Below are 16,458 nucleotides of genomic sequence, written 5' to 3'. Positions count from 1 at the left end.
TAACCTGATTGGAACCCAGGGATCGCGAAGGGACCATCGGCCTTGCGAGGCCGGATGACGTCAAGACAACGGGCCGAGTCATCGTGGTCGGCCCGTATTTGCGGACACGACGCGGTGACGACGGCGCGTCGGCCAGCCAATCCGAAATGCGTGACGTCGAGGCGCGGATCGACGAGGCCGCGGGGCTGGCGCGCGCCATCAATCTCACCGTGGCCGAGTCCATCCTCGCACTGATCGGTCAGATTCGTCCTGCGACCTATCTCGGCAAGGGCAAGGTCGACGAGATCGCCGGCGTCATCGCCAGCCAGGATGCCGAGCTCGTGGTGATGGATTGCGCGCTGTCGCCGATCCAGCAACGCAACCTCGAAAAGGCGTGGAACACCAAGGTGCTCGATCGCACCGGGCTCATTCTCGAAATCTTCGGCCGCCGCGCCAAGACCAAGGAAGGCGCGCTGCAGGTCGAGCTCGCGCATCTCAACTATCAACGCAGCCGTCTGGTGCGGTCCTGGACCCACCTCGAGCGCCAGCGCGGCGGCTTCGGCTTCATGGGGGGCCCCGGCGAGACGCAGATCGAAGCGGATCGGCGATTGATCGGCGATCGCATCACGCGACTCGAAAACGAGCTGAAGAAGGTCCAGGCGACGCGGCGGCTGCATCGCGCGGGCCGCCAGCGCGTGCCTTATCGCGTGGTCGCGCTGGTCGGTTACACCAATGCGGGCAAGTCGACACTGTTCAATCGCCTGACCCGCGCCGACGTGCAGGCGGCCGACATGCTGTTCGCAACGCTCGATCCGACCTTGCGTGCAATCAGTCTGCCGCATGGTGGCAAGGCCATGCTGTCCGATACCGTCGGCTTCATCTCCAACCTGCCGACGCAACTCGTCGCAGCGTTCCGCGCCACGCTGGAGGAGGTGCTGGAGGCGGATGTCATTCTGCACGTCCGCGACATGTCGCATGAGGACGCCGAGGCGCAGCAGCACGATGTCGAGCTGGTGCTCAGCCAGCTCGGCATCGATCCCGAGGCGACCGACAGCCTCATCGAGGTCTGGAACAAGATCGACCGGCTCGACGACGCGGCGCGCGAGAACCTTGCCAACATCGCCAGCCGGCGGCCGCCGGAGCGGCCGTGCCTGATGGTCTCGGCCGAGACCGGGGAGGGCGTCGACGCGCTGCTGCAAGCGATCGAGGATCGCCTCGCCGCGGCGCGAACCACACTCGATCTCACCATCGATGCCGCCGACGGCGCCGGCATCTCCTGGCTGCATCGCAATGCCGAGGTGCTCGCCAAGGAACTGCACGAGGGCCACTACGACATGACCGTGCGCGTCGACGCTACCAAGCGCGACATCGTGGTGGAGCGCTACCATGGTGTGCCGCGCGTGGCGTGAACTGGTCGAGCACCGCCAGCTGCGGGAATGAGACCAACGTCGTGCGGCGCCCTGAGACAGCTTCGAGTTGCACTGTGCCCAATTATGACTTACTCTCGCCATATTGCTTTTGGGGTGGCCAGCAGAGCTCATAGCGACACAGCGAAGACCGTCGGAGCTCATAACAACAACAGAGCTGGACCTCGTTTGTGGGGGCGGGCGTGGCGAGGGCGTATTCGACGTTCGTTGGACGGTTGCGAGTCCTGGCCATTGTGATGGTCGGCTTAGCCGTCTCTTCCTGCGCCGGCATTCAGGGCGTCGAGCAGTTCGAAGCTTACCGGGCAGCATTCGACAAGACGTATGGTGCCTCGACGGCCATTCTCGATCAGCTCGCCGTTCAGGAGCGGGCGCTTTTCTTGCGGCGGCATCCGATCAACGGCAGGACGAGCTCGCAGAGGTTCGATCCCTCTCTCGCTCGCTACTACACCGATGCCGTCGATCCGCCTGGAACGGCCGCGTTCCGTCATTCCATCGATCTCGTCAAGGCGTACAACGAACTCCTCTATGGACTGGCGACGGGACAGACCGCAGCGACCCTGACCGCGAAGGTGGGACAGCTCAACAGCAAGATCGTCGATGCCGCGGGTGAAGCCGGAGCGCTGCTCGGGATCGCGAACCAGGCGAAGATTCAGGTTCTCGGCGGACTCTTGAAGGCGGCCTTCACCCAGGCGCAGCCGTTCGTTCAGATGGGGCTGACCTATCAGTCGCGCGAGGAATTCCGCCGCTATGTCATCGAGTATCACGAGCCGGTGCGGGCCATTCTCGTCGAGCTCCGACAGGGCACGGAGGCGATCTTCCCTGTCCTGACGGCAGCGACATTGAGACGGTCGCGCGACGCAACGGGCGTGGCGGATGGCAAGCTCACACAGCAGGAGATCGAGAAGCTCGAGGGCTATCGCAAGCTGCTCGCCGACTGGGTCATCCTGATCGACGCGACGATCAAGTCGATCGATCTTGCAAGAGCGGCAGCGGAAGCGGCACCCACCCTGAGCGGATCGATCACCGGACTGACCACCGTCGCAACCGAGCTCGAAACCGCATCCCAGGCCGCCCGCAAGCATCTGGCGGAGCTGGCAACCAAATAGCCGCCAACCCTCGAGGGGGACGCACTCATGGCCGAGCTGGACGATCTGATCGACGAGACCAGAGACAGCCTGCGCGCGGCGTTTGCCGAAGCGAAGGACAACGCCGAGGTCCAGCAGGACATCCGTGAGCAGCTCATCGCGCTGGCCGATCTCCAGGAAGACATCGCGCTCGGCGAGCTGCTCAGAAGGGCCGCGGTCCTCAATCGGCTCAGTGCCATTCTCGAAACGGCCATCGAGAGCATCAAGCACAACATCGCGAACTTCTTCCTGGATGATCTCAACGAGCTCAAGGACAAGATCGACCGGAAGGCCGGAAAGACACCGGCAGGTCCGGCATCGCCCCATCTTGGCGGTGGACCGGCCAACGTCGTGGTACCGCCGCCACCGCCACCGCCGCCGATCGCGCACGCGCCGGTCGGGCGCCTGCTGCTCGGCCGCGCGCCGGCCGGCTGCCGCGATCCAAATGGCCCGCTGGTGATGGCACTCCAGGCGGCCCTGATCCGGGCCGGCCAGGCCTTGGAGCCCGACGGCTCCTTCGGCAAGATCACCGCGGGTGCGCTGCGCCGCTGGCAGAGGGCGAATGGCTTCGAGGAGCATGACGGCATCGACGAAGCGCAGTGGAAGAAGCTCACGCGCAGCGAACGCGCTCCCGCATTGTTCGATATCTGTCTCAACATCACCGCCGACTACGAAGGCACCTCGTTCGATCGTGTGGTCGGCAATTTCGACGGCGCCGGCATCACGTTCGGACTGATCGGCTTCACGCTCGCAAACGGCGAGATCGGCCGCCTGCTGACCAGGATCGAGGCGCTGCGCCCCGGCTCGATTGCAACGGCGTTCGGCGCGCTCTATCCGCAGCTGATGTCCATCCTGTCCGCCTCCAGGACCGAGCGGATCGCATGGGCCGACAGCATCTCGCTCGGCGCGAAGAAGTACGATGTGGCGAGGCCCTGGCAGGATGCCTTCAAGCGGGTCGGCGCCTATCCGCAGGCCAGGCGCGCCCAGATCGAGCATGCCTATGAAGTCTATTGGAAGACCGCCCGGTCTCGCATGTCCGACTTCATGTCGGGAAAGCCGGTGACGGTCGAGGATGCCGCGTTCTGGTTCGACGCGGCCGTTCAGAACTCCCTCGACAACGAGGAGCGGGAGTTGCTGCTGGAGGCGAGCCATTCCGCGGCGACAGGCAACGAGCTGCGGCGGGCCTTCGCGACGATCATCGCCGACGGCAGCAGCCCGAAATGGCGCCGGGACGTGTTGTCGCGCAAGATGACGTTCGTCGACGGCTCCGGCACCGTGCATGACTCGCAATATTCGCTGGAGTGCTGGGGCATCGGCTCTGCCGCGGCGAGCGCAGATGATCTCGCAGCGCCTTCGGCCATCATCGATCTCGTCAGCTCCGTGGCGACGTCGTCGCAGGACGAGATCACGGCGCCAACCGATGAATCGGGCGAAGCCGCGATGGTAGGTGGCTCGGCGCCGCTGGTCGAAGCCGCGGCCGGCACCAGTCCCCATGCCGGCTGGCCGCTCTATGCCAGGTTTGCCGCTTTCGTCGCGCAACTCGGCCTCCGTCACTTCGATGCCGACGAGCTGCTGTTCCTCGGAAGCCAGAATACGGGAGGGTCCTGCAAGGGCCTCAACACCTATCCGGCGGAAGCGCTGTGGCCCAACATTGCGCCGACGGCGGCCGTGCTCGACAAGCTGCGGGAGGACCTCGGCGTCCCCATTCGCATCCTCAGCATCTACCGCTCGCCGCTCTACAACAGGTGCATCGACGGATCGGCCGTCAACAGCTTCCACATGCAGTTCAAGGCGATCGACTTCAGCTGTGACACCGGCTCGCCGGCGATCTGGGCCGCCAAGCTGAAGGAGTACCGGTCACGCGGCGTCTTCTCTGGAGGCATCGGTGTGTACCGGTCCTTCGTGCACGTCGACACCCGCGGCACCAACGCCAACTGGACGGGGTAATGGCTGAGACCGTGAGGGACTTTCTCGATTACGTGGCGCTTGGCGGACTCGCTTGAGGTTTGCTGGGTTAGCCTATCGGGCGCACGATCCGAGTTGGGCTTTCTCGCCAACGTCAGGGGAAGGAGCCCGGGTGGGCGGTTCAATCCCATTCGAGTTCCGGCGCTTTACCTGGGATTGACTGTCGAGACCTGCGCCCTCGAGATGGGGCATGGATTCAAACACCGCTTCGAGCCGTTGACGATCTGCTATTATGACGTCGATGTCGAGAATGTCGTCGATCTGAGTTCGCCGAGGAGCCGAACGGCCGCCGCCATTCGGCTTGCTCTACTACTTCTCCAACCGCTTCGCCTCGTTCCACAGCTCGTCCATCTCGTCGAGAGAGGCCTCCGCAAGCGTGCGTCCCTTGGCGGCGAGGGCGTGCTCGATGTGAGCGAAGCGACGCTCGAACTTGGCGTTGGTGCTGCGCAGCGCAGTCTCGGGATCGACTTGGGCGTGGCGGGCGAGGTTGACCAGCGCGAACAGCAGGTCGCCGGTCTCGGCAGTCAGCTCGGTCGCGTCCCTCTTGTCGAGCGCGGCTTCGATCTCGTCGGCCTCCTCGCGGATCTTCTGCAACACCGCGCGTGGATCGTTCCAGTCGAAGCCGACGGTGGCAGCCTTCTTCTGCAGCTCCATCGCGCGCACCAGCGCCGGCTGCCCGGCCTTGACGCCCGATAGCAGCGGGGACTTGCTGGTGTGCTCCTCGGCCGGCCGCCGCGCGGCGCGCTCGGCCTTTTCCTCGGCCTTGATGCGATCCCAATTGCCCTTGTTGGGCTTGGCGACCTTGCCGTCCGCATCGGGAAACACATGGGGATGGCGGCGGATCATCTTTTTCGTGATGCCTTCGACGACGTCACCGAACGCGAACGCGCCTTGCTCCTCGGCGATGCGGGCGTGATACACCACCTGCAGCAGGAGATCGCCGAGCTCCTCGCGCAGGTCGTCGAGATCCTCGCGCGTGATCGCATCCGCCACCTCATAGGCTTCCTCGATCGTATAGGGCGCGATCGTCTGGAAGGTCTGCTCGACGTCCCAAGGACAGCCGGTGACGGGCGTCCGCAGCGCTGCCATGATTTCGATCAGGCGTGAGATGTCGCGGGAAGGGATCATGGCAGGTCCTGACGGCGTCTTTCGATCGGCTCCTGTATGCCCCAAGCCACGCGCTGGTCCCAGCAAAAACGGCCGGAGAGCGCATCGAGCAGCGGGTTGGCCGGATCTGATGATGATGCTAAGCGGAGAGGCATGAGTGAACAGGATGACACGGCCCTGGTGCTGTTCTCGGGCGGGCAGGATTCGACGACCTGCCTCGCATGGGCGCTCGATCGCTTCGCCCGCGTTGAGACGATCGGATTCGCTTATGGACAGCGCCATGCGATCGAGCTCGATTGCCGCGCCCGGCTGCTCGAAGGCCTTGCGCACATGCGCCCCGACTGGGCGGCCAAACTCGGCTGCGAGCATACGCTGGACATTCCGACGCTGGCGGCGATCTCGGAGACAGCGCTGACGCGCGACGTCGCCATCGAGATCGGCGCCGACGGCCTGCCCAACACCTTCGTGCCGGGCCGCAACCTCGTGTTCCTGACCTTTGCTGCGGCCTTGGCCTATCGGCGCGGCATCCGCCACATCGTCGGCGGCATGTGCGAGACCGACTATTCCGGCTATCCGGACTGCCGCGATGAGACCATCAAGGCGCTGCAGACGGCGCTGAGCCTCGGCATGGCCCGTTCCTTCGAACTGCATACACCGCTGATGTGGCTGTCGAAGGCGGCGACCTGGCAGCTTGCCCATGATCTCGGGGGCAGGGGCCTCGTCGATCTCATCCGCGACCAGTCGCACACCTGCTACCTCGGCGAGCGCGGCGCACGGCACGATTGGGGGCACGGCTGCGGTCAATGTCCCGCCTGCGAGCTGCGCGCCAATGGCTGGCACGCGTATGTCGGCGGCGGGTCCTGATACGAAAGCGGGGCCATCGGGCCCCGCCTCAGGCGCAGATTGACGTGATCGAGGTCAGGCCGCTTCGTGGTCGGACGGCTCGCGCTTGCTGACGACGACGAGATCGGTGTCGGCCTCGTCATGGCTGTCGTCGGCCTGGTTGACGGCAGCGGAGGCCGCCTGGGCCGCGAGACGGGCGGTGATGTCGTCCTTCGCATCCTTGCCGCTCTTCTCCCAGGCTGGCGCGTTGAGCACGACGATGTCGTCGTCATGGCCGGCATCGGCCTCATGATCCGCGGGCACGATCGACGGCGATTTGGCCTCGACGACGCGCAGCGCGGGAGTGTCCGGCTCTGCTTCGACCTCGGCTTCCGCGGGCTCGGCGGCGGGCCGTTCTGCGACCTCGGGCTCGACCGCCTCGTTCTCGGCATTGTCCTGCTCGACCTCCGCCTCGGCGGCGACGGTCTCCGCGGTCGTGCTCGCAGCCTCCGCGTCCACAGCGGCGGTCTCGGGCTTCGCATGATCGGCGGCTGCAGCCACACTCGGCGCGTCCGCCGCATCGTCTTGCGCGGTGAGGCCGAGATGCTGCGAGATTTCCTTGATCACCCTGTCGATCGCCACGAGCACGCGATATTGCGGGATCGAGGTCATGTGCTGCTCGAACCGGGTGCGCGCATATTGCAGCGAGTCGATCACGTCGGTCGCGATCGACGAACCAGAGGCCTCCGTGCCATGCAGCGCGCCGGCCGCCTTCTCGGTCGAGTCCTCGATCAGCAGGAAGGCCTCGTATTGCGGGATCGATTTCAGCTTTTCGTGATAGTCGCGGCGCACGCTCATGAGCGTGTCGATGACGGTGGCGAAAGACTCAGGCGCGGGCATGTCGGCGTCCCCCTCAACTTCAGCACAGAAGATGCGCAGGACGCTACGGACACACTCGTGAACGTTCAATTTCGCGCAAATACGGCTCTTCGCGTCATGAATACCGGCCCGTTAAGACATGATCGTCAAATGCCGTGCAAGCTGGTCACCAGCGCTTAACGCTGCTCAGCCGGCGAAATCTTCGGGCGAGAGCTCGATCGGCTTGCCGTGGGGCGTGCGGTCGGCAGCGTGATCCCAGGCGTCGCGGTAACGGGCAAGGTTGGCCGACGTGGTCACGCCCTTGTCCGCGACCAGGCGCTCCAGAGTCGCGAGCCAATGCCGGTAATAAGTGTCACCGCAATCGGAATCGCCTTCGGCCTGCGCGCGCGCAATCTCCTCGGCGAGCGCTGCGGCCCATTCGGGCCAGGTGAACAGCCCGCGCGCGTGCAAGGTCACCGCCATCGCGAAGGCGTGGGCCTCCCACGGCTCGCGAAACACCGGCCCGTCGGCATCGACGGGAATGCCGGGCAAGGCATGCGTCGCCGCCAGCGCGGCGTGATGATCGGGGCCCGTCATGCGCGCTCCAGATACGGCTCGAAGGCGTCGACGGTCACCTCGAGCAGCGGGTCGGGCGCATCGGCCCACAACTCGGCGCCGCTGAACGACACCGTATAGAGCCATTGCGGATCCTCACCGCCGCCATGTGCGTTGCTGTCCGGGAAGACGTGCGTCCCTCTGACCGCCTCGATGCGGCCGAGATGGCCGCGGACGTAGCGCGGCAGGCGGGTATGGGTCGGCGGATGCATGTCCTTGGCGCGCACGCGGTCGCCGACCGCAAACAGCGCGGGCCTGGTTGCCGGGCGCTCCGTCGGGCCACCCCGACGCAGTGTGCCAGCAACCTCGTCGGCCGTGAGGATGCGCGCGACGGGCTTCGGCGGATGCAGGACCTTGCCGGCGGCGAGCTCGTCGGCTTCGACGAGATGGCGCTCCTGCATGAGGCGCGCGAGACCGGCGAGCCAGATCTGGTAGTAGCTCATGCCGAGGTAATCGTCGGCCGGCCGGTTCTCGCGCGCAAAGCGCGACATGTCGATGTTCCAGCCGCCCGGCATCGCCATCGCCAACGTGATGGCGAGCGCGCGACGCTCCCACGGGGCGTGAAACACCGGCTCGTTCGGCTCGGGGCGGACCGGGCCGAAGCCGGACGCGCCGCCCATGTCATGCGCGCCATCCATCAGGATCGCCCCTCGGAGCGCTGCACCTCATCGGGTCGCTTCGGCAGGCCGGTGCCGATCATGCTGTCGCGCGTGACGAGCTCCGCAAGCTGCTCCTCGCTCCAGCCGTCGGTGCCGGCGGGGCGCATCGGCAACACGAAATAGCGGATTTCCGCGGTCGAATCCCAGACCCGGATCCTGGTCGTCGGCGGCAGCTCGAAGCCGAAATCCTTGAGCACGCCGCGCGGATCCTTGACCGCCTTGGCGCGATAGGGGGCGGACTTGTACCAGACCGGCGGCAGGCCGAGCACGGGCCAGGGATAGCAGGAGCACAAGGTGCACACCACCATGTTGTGCAGCTCGGGCGTGTTCTCGACGGTCACGATGTGCTCGCCCTGCCGCCCGGCATAGCCGAGCTCGCCGATTGCCGGCGTGGCATCCGACAGCAGGCGGTCGCGAAAGGCCGGGTCGGTCCAGGCCCGCGCCACGACCTGGGCGCCGTTGCGGGGGCCGACCTTGCTCTCATAGGTCTCGATGAGCACATCCAGCGCGGCCGGGTCGATATAGCCCTTCTCGGTAAGGATGCTCTCGAGTGCCCGGACACGCAGCTCGGTCTCGGACAATTCCGAGTGATCGTGGTGATGGTCGTGGGGGTGATCGTGATCGGTCATGGCGTGAAAATAGGGCGATCCCGCTGCACTGTCGAGCAAGGCGTTTCCCTGGTGGTGAGGCGTAGCGAAGGCACGCTGAAAATGTAACTTCATTTCGGCGGGTTCCACAGGTTCAAATCGGCGCCGAGTTATGCTTCCTGTTGGACGATGCCTGCCGGGCAGGGGGCAAAACGACCAGAGGATTGAGGTTCATCAATGCCGAACGACGTCTCCCGCCGTGATCTTGCGAAGCTGGCCGGACTGGCTGCCCTTGGGGCGGCGAACGGGCCGGCGCAAGCCGAGGAGGCCGCCGTGAGGGAAGATGCCAGCCGTCGTTTCCCCGCCGATTTCGTCTGGGGCACGGCGACCTCGTCCTATCAGATCGAGGGCGGCGCCACTGCCGATGGCCGCGGCCCCTCGATCTGGGACGTGTTCACGCGCATTCAGGGCAACATCGAGGACGCCAGCACCGGCGACGTCGCTTGCGATCACTACAACCGCTACAAGGATGACGTACGGCTCATCAGGGAGCTGGGCTGCCGCGCCTATCGCTTCTCGATCGCCTGGCCGCGGTTGTTTCCGGATGGCGGGCTGACGCCCAATCCGAAGGGACTCGACTTCTACAGCCGCCTGGTCGACGAGCTCCTGGCCAACGGCATCGAGCCGTACGCGACGCTGTACCATTGGGACCTGCCGCAGGCGCTGCAGGACCGCATCGGCGGCTGGCGCTCGGCCGACACCGCCAAGGCCTTTGCGCATTACGCCGGCTACGTCGCGCAGCATCTGAGCGACCGGGTCAAGACCATCTTCACCATCAACGAATGCGGCCGCTTCATCCCGTTCGGCTACGGCCTCGGCGTCGATGCGCCCGGCCTGAAGCTGCCGCCGCAGGAGGTCAATCAGGCGCGCCATCACGTGGCGCTGGCGCACGGTCTTGCCGTCCAGGCGATCCGCGCCCAGGGACGGGCGGGCACGCGTGTCGGCATGGCCGAGAACATCACCGCCTGCCTGCCGGCGATCGATACGCCGGAGAACATCCGCGCCGCCGAGATCGCGACGCGCGAGATGAATGCCGGATTCCTCAACGTCATCCTGGAGGGCCGCTACACCGACGGCTTCCTGGCCTGGTCGGGCAAGGATGCGCCGGTCTTCACGGCGGACGAGCTGAAGACGATCGCCGCGCCGGTCGATTTCGTCGGGCTCAACATCTACGCGCCGCAGGCCTATGTCGTGGCCTCGGACCGGCCGGCGGGATTCGAAGTGCTGCCGATGCCGGCTTCATTTCCCCATATGAGCTCGCCGTGGCTCTTGGTCGGGCCCGAGACGGCCTATTGGGTGCCGAAGCTCGCCGCCAAGATCTGGAATCTCAAGACCATCTACATTACCGAGAACGGCACCTCGTCGGACGACATGATCACGGCCGACGGCAAGGTCCACGACCTCGATCGCGTGATGTACTTGCGCAACTATCTCGCCCAGTTGCAGCGCGCGACGTCCGAAGGGGTGCCGGTGAAGGGCTATTTCCTGTGGAGCCTGATGGACAATTTCGAGTGGGTGTTCGGCTACAAGCAGCGTTTCGGCGTCTATCACGTCGACTTCGACACCCAGGTGCGCACGCCCAAGCTCAGCGCGTCCTATTATCGCCACGTCATCACGCGCAACGCCGTGAGCGCGTGAGCAGGTGGGCCGCGCACGGCGTCGATTGATCAGCGGCAATTTTCACGTGCTGATTGCAGATCGATGATCTGGAAAGCACACCGCGTGCGACTCTTTTGCGTATGCGAGGTTTTCGGGGCGAAAGGACGAGAAATTTGACGTAAACCGCTGACTGTCGGCTCCTCAACAGAGAATTCCTGCATGCAAATCTTTGTCATTCGTTCGCCCGCGCTGATCCTGCGCGCTGCCGTGTTGTCGTGCATCGTGGGGGCGGTCGCGAACTCCGGCGCCTGGGCGCAGAGCTCGGCGGGTGATGCGGCCAAGGCCGCCACCGAAAGCTCCGCGACCGCGCCGTCCGACAAGCTCGTAGAGGCCGACGCGAAACCTGCGGGCACCGACGGCAAGTCCGTGGAGCAGGCCGCGGATCGGCCGGCGGGTGCGGCTGAGCCGGAGAAGGTGGCGGCCGAAAAGCCCGCCCAACCCGCACCGCCGGCGGCTGCCGCCGAGGCGCCGACGGAAACGGCAGCCAGCAAACCCGGAGAGCCGAAGGCCGACGAGTCCAAGGCTGAATCCAAGCCGGAGGCCGATGCCGCTTCCAAGCCCGCCGTCACCGAGGTCAAGCCGGCGGAGCCGGTCGTTCAGCCGGCCGTCGCCAAGGACGCCGCCGCCCCGGCCCAAGACAAGCCTGAGGAAAAGGCTGACAGCAAGCCCGCCGTCTCAGCGCCTGCCGAGAAGCCTGCCGCCGCTGCGGAGGCGAAGCCAACGCCTGCTGCAGCCGAGACCAACAAGCCCGAATTGCCGTCTGCGGCCGTGGCCGCGCAGCCGACGGCCGCTCAGGACAAGCCTGCCGCCAAGCAGGACGTTGCGAGCCCGTCAGCCAAGCCCGAACGCCAGGGTCACGCGCACCATCACCATGCCAATGGCGATCAGGACAAGCCCGCCAAGCGAAAGCGCAACGCCGGCAAGAAGAGCGAGTTGAAGCGGGAGGCGAAGGGGGGCAGCGTCAGCTGCAAGACCTTCCGCACCTATGATGCGGCGAAGGGCACCTATCGCGGCTATGATGGGCAATTCCACGCCTGCTCCTGACCGCGATTGCTGGGATCGTGCCGGCGGCCGCTGCTGATCCAGGATCAGCGCGGCATCGGCGATTGAATGCCCGAATTGTTGCGGGTCAGGAACGTCCCGAACGTCGAGCCCTGCTGCGGCGGCTGGTTTCGCGCCAGCCCCGTCGTGGTGCGCGGCTGCGGCGTCACCACGATCTGCTGCGGCGGAGCCGGGGGCGCGCCTGCGCCGCGCGCCTGGGCTGCCTGGTTCGACATCCGTGACACCAGGCGCATCAGCTGGTCCTGGCCGGCCTGCAACTGCTCGATGGCCCGGGTATGATCGCGGCTGGCCTGATCCTGCGTGGACTTGATCTGCTCGATGCCCTGCTGCAGCTCGGCGATGTCGCGCGCCATCCGCTGCATCAACGTTCCCGGCTCACGGGCGCCGTCTTCCGATCCTCTCAACGAGGCGTTCGACATCATGGCGTCCTCATTGCCCGGCTGGGCCGACGCCTCGTCCTGTGTCCCCTCGGTCGCGCCAGGCATCCAGCGGTCCATCAACGACGAGCCGGCGTCGCGCTGCGACCAGGCGACGGATCCGCCGACCAGGACGACCAGCAGCGCGAGCCCCACGGCGTTGCGGCCGCGCAACTTGCCGAGCGGTGCCTTGATGCGCGTCCAGCGGCTGCCCGCAGGACCTGCAGCGTCGCGGGTACTGGCGGCTGCGGCAGCATCCGCCGCCACGCCCGGTTTCTCGATCGCCGCCAGCCGCGTGTCGATCCGCGTCAGCACCTCGCGCAGGACCCGCCGATACAACTGATCGTAGCTGGTCTTCTCCGGCTTCTCCGGGGCGAGGCCGATCTCGCTCGGATCGATCTGTTGCACATTCTGTGTGGACTGCATTGGTGATCCCCAAACCCTGAACGCCCGCCGCCGACGCCGATTTCTCTTTGAATTTTCAAACGTGACTCGACCCGCCGCTTTGGCCGAAAGCAAGACAGCGTCGTGACGAGGAGGGGGCCTTTTCGGACAATCTTCACCCCCGCAGCGGTGCCTCGAAACGACGGTGAGCCGCGGAAAAAGCCCGGGTTCCTTGCATCGATGCGCACGGTCAAGGTAGCATTCGGCGGATCGTCCTGAGGTTGAAGGATCGACGCTTGTGAGAATCTTGGTTGCCGTCGCGTGCGCTGTGCTGTGCGCGGCATTCGTGGGCCTGACGGCGGTCGTGCAGGCCGCACCGGCGGATGAGGCGACGCGCAAGGCGGAGCTGATGGCGGCCTGGCAGGCCGCGAGCCAGGCCGGTACGGACGGACCGAGCGACGTCGCACTGACTGATCAGGGCGTGCTGAAGCTCCCCCCAGACTACTTCTACGTTCCGAAGGGCGAGGGACTGCGTGTGCTGCGCGCCCTCGGCAACGTCGTCAACGATGCGACCTTCGTCGGGCTGGTCGTCGGCAGACGCCAGAACGACGACTGGATGGTGGTGCTCAAGCACATCAAGGACGGCTACATCAGAGACGACGATGCCAAGAACTGGAATGCCGACGAGCTCCTGAGCAATCTGCGCGCCGGCGCGGAGGAGGCGAACAAGGATCGGCTTGCGCGCGGATTTCCGGAGATGGCTGTCGTCGGCTGGGTCGAGCCACCCGCCTACGACGCGACGACGCATCGTCTCGTCTGGTCGCTCCTGGCGAAGGAGAAGGGCCAGCCCGACGATGCGCCGAAGAACGTCAACTACAACACCTACGCGCTCGGACGCGACGGCTATTTCAGCCTGAACCTCCTGTCCGGCTCGGAGCGGATCGCGGGCGACAAGGCGGTCGCGCACGAGCTGCTGTCCGATCTCTCCTACAATGCCGGAAAGCGCTATGAGGATTTCAGCGCTGGCACGGACCGGGTCGCCGAATATGGATTGCTGGCGCTGGTCGGCGGCGTCGCCGCCAAGAAGCTCGGCCTGCTGGCCCTGGCCGGCGCCTTCATCCTGAAGTTCGCAAAGATCATCGTCTTCGCCGTCATCGGCGTCGGAGCTGCGGTCATGAGCTTTGTGCGCCGCAAGCGGCGGAACGACAGCGCAAGCGGTCGTCCGTGAAGACGCTGCTGCCGGCGGCGCTTCCCGCCGGCATGACCCATGACGTCCACCAGATGCTGGGCGCGTGGCGGACGTTCGCTTGAACCGCGCCGAAAACCAAGATCAGAAGTTCCATTTCGCTCCCGACCTTCCCTCCCGCCCGCTCGCAGCCCGTGACGTTGCATTGCATCATGGTTGCCCAGTGACATGCCGTGCAGCTCGCGAGGAACAAATTCACGCTGAGAGGCTTACAGAGCGTTGCGAGTTCGCGGCCGTCGCGCGTCCGCGCACATATGTCTCGAGCGCCCGTCAGAGGCGCACCAGAAAGTTCGGGAGGTCTCATGGTTTCGCTCAAGTCATTCTTGCTTGCGAGCTGCGCAACTGCGCTCATGTCGTCGGCGGCCTGGGCCGCAGATCCGATCAAGATCGGCGTCATCGCCGAAGCGCAAGCCGTCGCCGGCTCCTCGATCGCACCCGCCGCGCAGCTCGCGGCCGAAGAAATCAACGCCAAGGGCGGCATCGACGGGCGCAAGATCGAGATCGTCGTCTACGACAATCATTCGTCGTCAGCCGAGTCGGTACGCGCCTTTCAGCGCGCGGTCAGTGAGGACAAGGTCAACGCTGTCATTGCGAGCTATATCTCCGAGGTCGTGCTCGCGCTCGAGCCGTGGGCAGGGCGCCTCAAGACCGTGATGATCACGCCCGGCGCCGCCTCCGACGTCATCACCCAGAACATTGCCAAGAACTACGACCAGCTCAAATACACCTTCCACGGCTATCTGACATCGACCTCGCTGGCGGGCCTGGTCTGCGACGCCGCCAAGGATCTGCTGGTCGAGCCGTACAAGATGAAGACGGCGGTGATCATGAGCGAGGACGCGGCGTGGACGACGCCGCTCGATGCCGGCTACGAGAAGTGCCTGCCGGAGATCGGACTGAAGGTCGTCGACCACATCCGCATGTCGCCCGACACGACCGACTTCACGCCGATCTTCAACAAGATCGAAGGCCTGAAGCCGGATGTGATGATCACCGGCATCTCCCATGTCGGCACCCAGCCGACGGTGCAGTGGAAGAGCCAGCAGGTGCCGATCCCGATGTTCGGCATCTCCTCGCAGGCGACAAACTCGACGTTCTGGAAAGACACCAACGGCGCCGTCGAGGGCGTCATGTACAATGCCGTGTCGGGACCGGGCGTCGCGGTGACGCCGAAGACGCTGCCGTTCGTGGAGGCCTATCAGAAGAAGTTCGGAAACTTCCCGTCCTATGCCGGCTATACCTCCTATGACGACGTCTACATGATCGCGGATGCGATCCATCGGGCCGGCGGCACCGATCCCGACAAGATGGTCGAGGCGATGGAAGCGACCGACTATGTCGGGACGATCGGCCGCATCGCCTTCAAGCCGAAGGGCGACCCGAACCCGCACGCGCTGCGGACCGGAAAGGGCTACATCACCGGGCTGATGCTGCAATGGCAGAGCGGCAAGCAGGTCAACGTCTGGCCCAAGGAGCTCGCCGCCGGCACCGCCACCTGGCCGTCCTTCATCAAGCTCAAGGCGGCCAGCAACTGACGCATCGCGGGGCCGCTCCTTCAAGGAGCGGCCCATTTTCTTGGTGCCTCAGTCTGACGTTGCAGGTCGATTTTCAATGCTTTTCTGGCAGATCTTGATCGATGGCTTTGCCATCAGCGCGCTGTATGCCCTTGGCGCGACCGGCTTCACACTGATCTTCGGTGTCTCGGGTGTGCTCAACCTTTCCCACGGCGCCATCATGGTCGGCGCCGCGGTTGCAGCCTGGGCTGCCGCCAGCGAATTCGGTGTCGGGCCCTACACCGGCGCGCTGATCGGAGTCCTCGCCGGCTTCATTTTGGCCTTCGCCACCTACTTCATCGCCGTCAGGCCGATCCAGCGCTCCAAGGTGATTGCTGAATCGGAGAAGGAGATCTTCATCCTGACCGCGACGCTGCTGTGGGGCATCATCATCCAGGAGGCGATCGCGTATCTTTTCACCAACAATGCCAAGACCGTGCTGCCGATCGTCGAGGGGGTCACTACGGTGCTCGGCGTGCGCACGCCACGCAACGAATACTTCACCGCCGTGATCTGCTGGGTCGCCATCGGGCTGTTGTGGTTCCTGGTCAACCGCACCAGGCGCGGCAAGGCTGTCATGGCGGCGTCGATGAATCCGCGCGGCGTCACCTTGCTGGGCATCGAACTATCGTCGATCTACCTAACCGTCTGGGCCATCTACGGCCTGCTGGCGGGGGTGGCCGGCATCCTGCTCGGCATGTTCTTGGGCGTCAGCTCCTACAGCGTCGGTCCGCTGACGGCGAGCGCGTTCTCGATCGTGGTGCTCGGCGGCCTCGGCAGCGTCTCCGGCTCGCTGATCGCGGCCTATGTCGTCGGCTATCTGGAGACGGGGACGGCCTATCTGATCTCGCCGGCCTACCGGACCATCCCGGCGCTGCTGCTGCTCGTCGTCGTCATGTATCTGCGCCCGCAAGGGCTGTTCGGACGGAGGTGAG

The 16,458-nt window shown here is 65.4% G+C and carries 15 protein-coding genes and 1 pseudogene; 10 read left to right on the top strand and 6 right to left on the bottom strand.

Translation table 11 applies throughout. From position 1 onward, the window contains the following. Positions 1–8: 8 nt before the first annotated feature. The 4 genes and pseudogenes from hflX to HL666_RS34600 form a co-directional block, all read left to right on the top strand. Positions 9–1,388 carry a GTPase HflX gene (gene hflX, locus HL666_RS18705; protein ID WP_172108840.1) on the top strand — a complete coding sequence of 460 codons (1,380 nt, stop codon included), beginning with the start codon at positions 9–11 and terminating at the stop codon, positions 1,386–1,388. Positions 1,389–1,642: 254 nt separating this feature from the next. Further along, on the top strand, positions 1,643–2,512 hold the full coding sequence (locus HL666_RS18700) for a hypothetical protein (protein WP_172108842.1): 870 nt from the start codon (positions 1,643–1,645) through the stop codon (positions 2,510–2,512). Positions 2,513–2,539: 27 nt separating this feature from the next. Continuing rightward, positions 2,540–4,477: a D-Ala-D-Ala carboxypeptidase family metallohydrolase gene (locus HL666_RS18695; RefSeq protein WP_172108844.1), complete on the top strand. Its 1,938-nt coding sequence runs from the start codon at positions 2,540–2,542 to the stop codon at positions 4,475–4,477. Positions 4,478–4,516: 39 nt separating this feature from the next. Continuing rightward, positions 4,517–4,714: pseudogene (locus tag HL666_RS34600) on the top strand (RES domain-containing protein); the annotation flags it as partial. A 90-nt stretch (positions 4,715–4,804) separates the two neighbouring features. Here HL666_RS34600 and mazG read toward each other — a convergent pair. Then, positions 4,805–5,623, bottom strand: a complete 819-nt coding sequence (gene mazG, locus HL666_RS18685) for a nucleoside triphosphate pyrophosphohydrolase (protein WP_172108848.1) — start codon at positions 5,621–5,623, stop codon at positions 4,805–4,807. 132 nt (positions 5,624–5,755) lie between these two features. On the opposite strand from mazG, the gene queC reads away from it, so the two are divergent. After that, complete coding sequence (gene queC, locus HL666_RS18680; RefSeq protein ID WP_172108850.1) at positions 5,756–6,466, top strand: 7-cyano-7-deazaguanine synthase QueC; 711 nt, start codon at positions 5,756–5,758, stop codon at positions 6,464–6,466. A 54-nt stretch (positions 6,467–6,520) separates the two neighbouring features. On the opposite strand, the gene HL666_RS18675 is transcribed toward queC, so the two are convergent. The 4 genes from HL666_RS18675 to nthA all read right to left on the bottom strand — a co-directional run bounded on the left by HL666_RS18675 (position 6,521) and on the right by nthA (position 9,185). Beyond that, complete coding sequence (locus HL666_RS18675) at positions 6,521–7,324, bottom strand: hypothetical protein (protein ID WP_172182907.1); 804 nt, start codon at positions 7,322–7,324, stop codon at positions 6,521–6,523. 165 nt (positions 7,325–7,489) lie between these two features. Continuing rightward, on the bottom strand, positions 7,490–7,879 hold the full coding sequence (locus tag HL666_RS18670) for a nitrile hydratase accessory protein (RefSeq protein ID WP_172182905.1): 390 nt from the start codon (positions 7,877–7,879) through the stop codon (positions 7,490–7,492). After that, on the bottom strand, positions 7,876–8,535 hold the full coding sequence (gene nthB / locus HL666_RS18665) for a nitrile hydratase subunit beta (protein WP_172182903.1): 660 nt from the start codon (positions 8,533–8,535) through the stop codon (positions 7,876–7,878). Before nthB ends, HL666_RS18670 begins: the two co-directional genes overlap by 4 nt. Next, positions 8,535–9,185 carry a nitrile hydratase subunit alpha gene (nthA, locus tag HL666_RS18660; RefSeq protein WP_172109785.1) on the bottom strand — a complete coding sequence of 217 codons (651 nt, stop codon included), beginning with the start codon at positions 9,183–9,185 and terminating at the stop codon, positions 8,535–8,537. The genes nthB and nthA overlap by 1 nt, the downstream gene beginning before the upstream one ends. A 195-nt stretch (positions 9,186–9,380) precedes the next feature. Between nthA and HL666_RS18655 the strand changes: the two genes are divergently transcribed. Together HL666_RS18655 and HL666_RS18650 are read left to right on the top strand one after the other, a co-directional pair. Then, on the top strand, positions 9,381–10,841 hold the full coding sequence (locus HL666_RS18655) for a GH1 family beta-glucosidase (protein ID WP_172182901.1): 1,461 nt from the start codon (positions 9,381–9,383) through the stop codon (positions 10,839–10,841). A 180-nt stretch (positions 10,842–11,021) separates the two neighbouring features. Beyond that, positions 11,022–11,906 (top strand): BA14K family protein, encoded by an 885-nt coding sequence (locus HL666_RS18650; RefSeq protein ID WP_246741568.1) that lies wholly within the window; start codon positions 11,022–11,024, stop codon positions 11,904–11,906. Positions 11,907–11,950: 44 nt separating this feature from the next. On the opposite strand, the gene HL666_RS18645 is transcribed toward HL666_RS18650, so the two are convergent. Further along, positions 11,951–12,766, bottom strand: a complete 816-nt coding sequence (locus HL666_RS18645) for a hypothetical protein (protein ID WP_172133097.1) — start codon at positions 12,764–12,766, stop codon at positions 11,951–11,953. Between the two features lie 256 nt (positions 12,767–13,022). On the opposite strand from HL666_RS18645, the gene HL666_RS18640 reads away from it, so the two are divergent. The 3 genes from HL666_RS18640 (at position 13,023) to HL666_RS18630 (ending at position 16,457) form a co-directional block, all read left to right on the top strand. Beyond that, the gene (locus HL666_RS18640; protein ID WP_172108862.1) at positions 13,023–13,952 is read left to right on the top strand and encodes a DUF2167 domain-containing protein; all 930 of its coding nucleotides are present in this window, start codon (positions 13,023–13,025) and stop codon (positions 13,950–13,952) included. 320 nt (positions 13,953–14,272) lie between these two features. Beyond that, positions 14,273–15,505, top strand: a complete 1,233-nt coding sequence (locus HL666_RS18635) for an ABC transporter substrate-binding protein (RefSeq protein ID WP_246739020.1) — start codon at positions 14,273–14,275, stop codon at positions 15,503–15,505. 76 nt (positions 15,506–15,581) lie between these two features. Beyond that, entirely contained in the window at positions 15,582–16,457 is an 876-nt protein-coding gene (locus tag HL666_RS18630; protein ID WP_172108866.1) for a branched-chain amino acid ABC transporter permease, read from the top strand. The last annotated feature ends 1 nt before the right edge of the window (position 16,458 follow it).

This window comes from Bradyrhizobium aeschynomenes (assembly GCF_013178945.1).
Taxonomy (GTDB): Bacteria; Pseudomonadota; Alphaproteobacteria; order Rhizobiales; family Xanthobacteraceae; genus Bradyrhizobium; species Bradyrhizobium aeschynomenes.
Note: the sequence above shows the minus strand (reverse complement) of the source record. Positions and strands in the feature narration are given on the sequence as shown.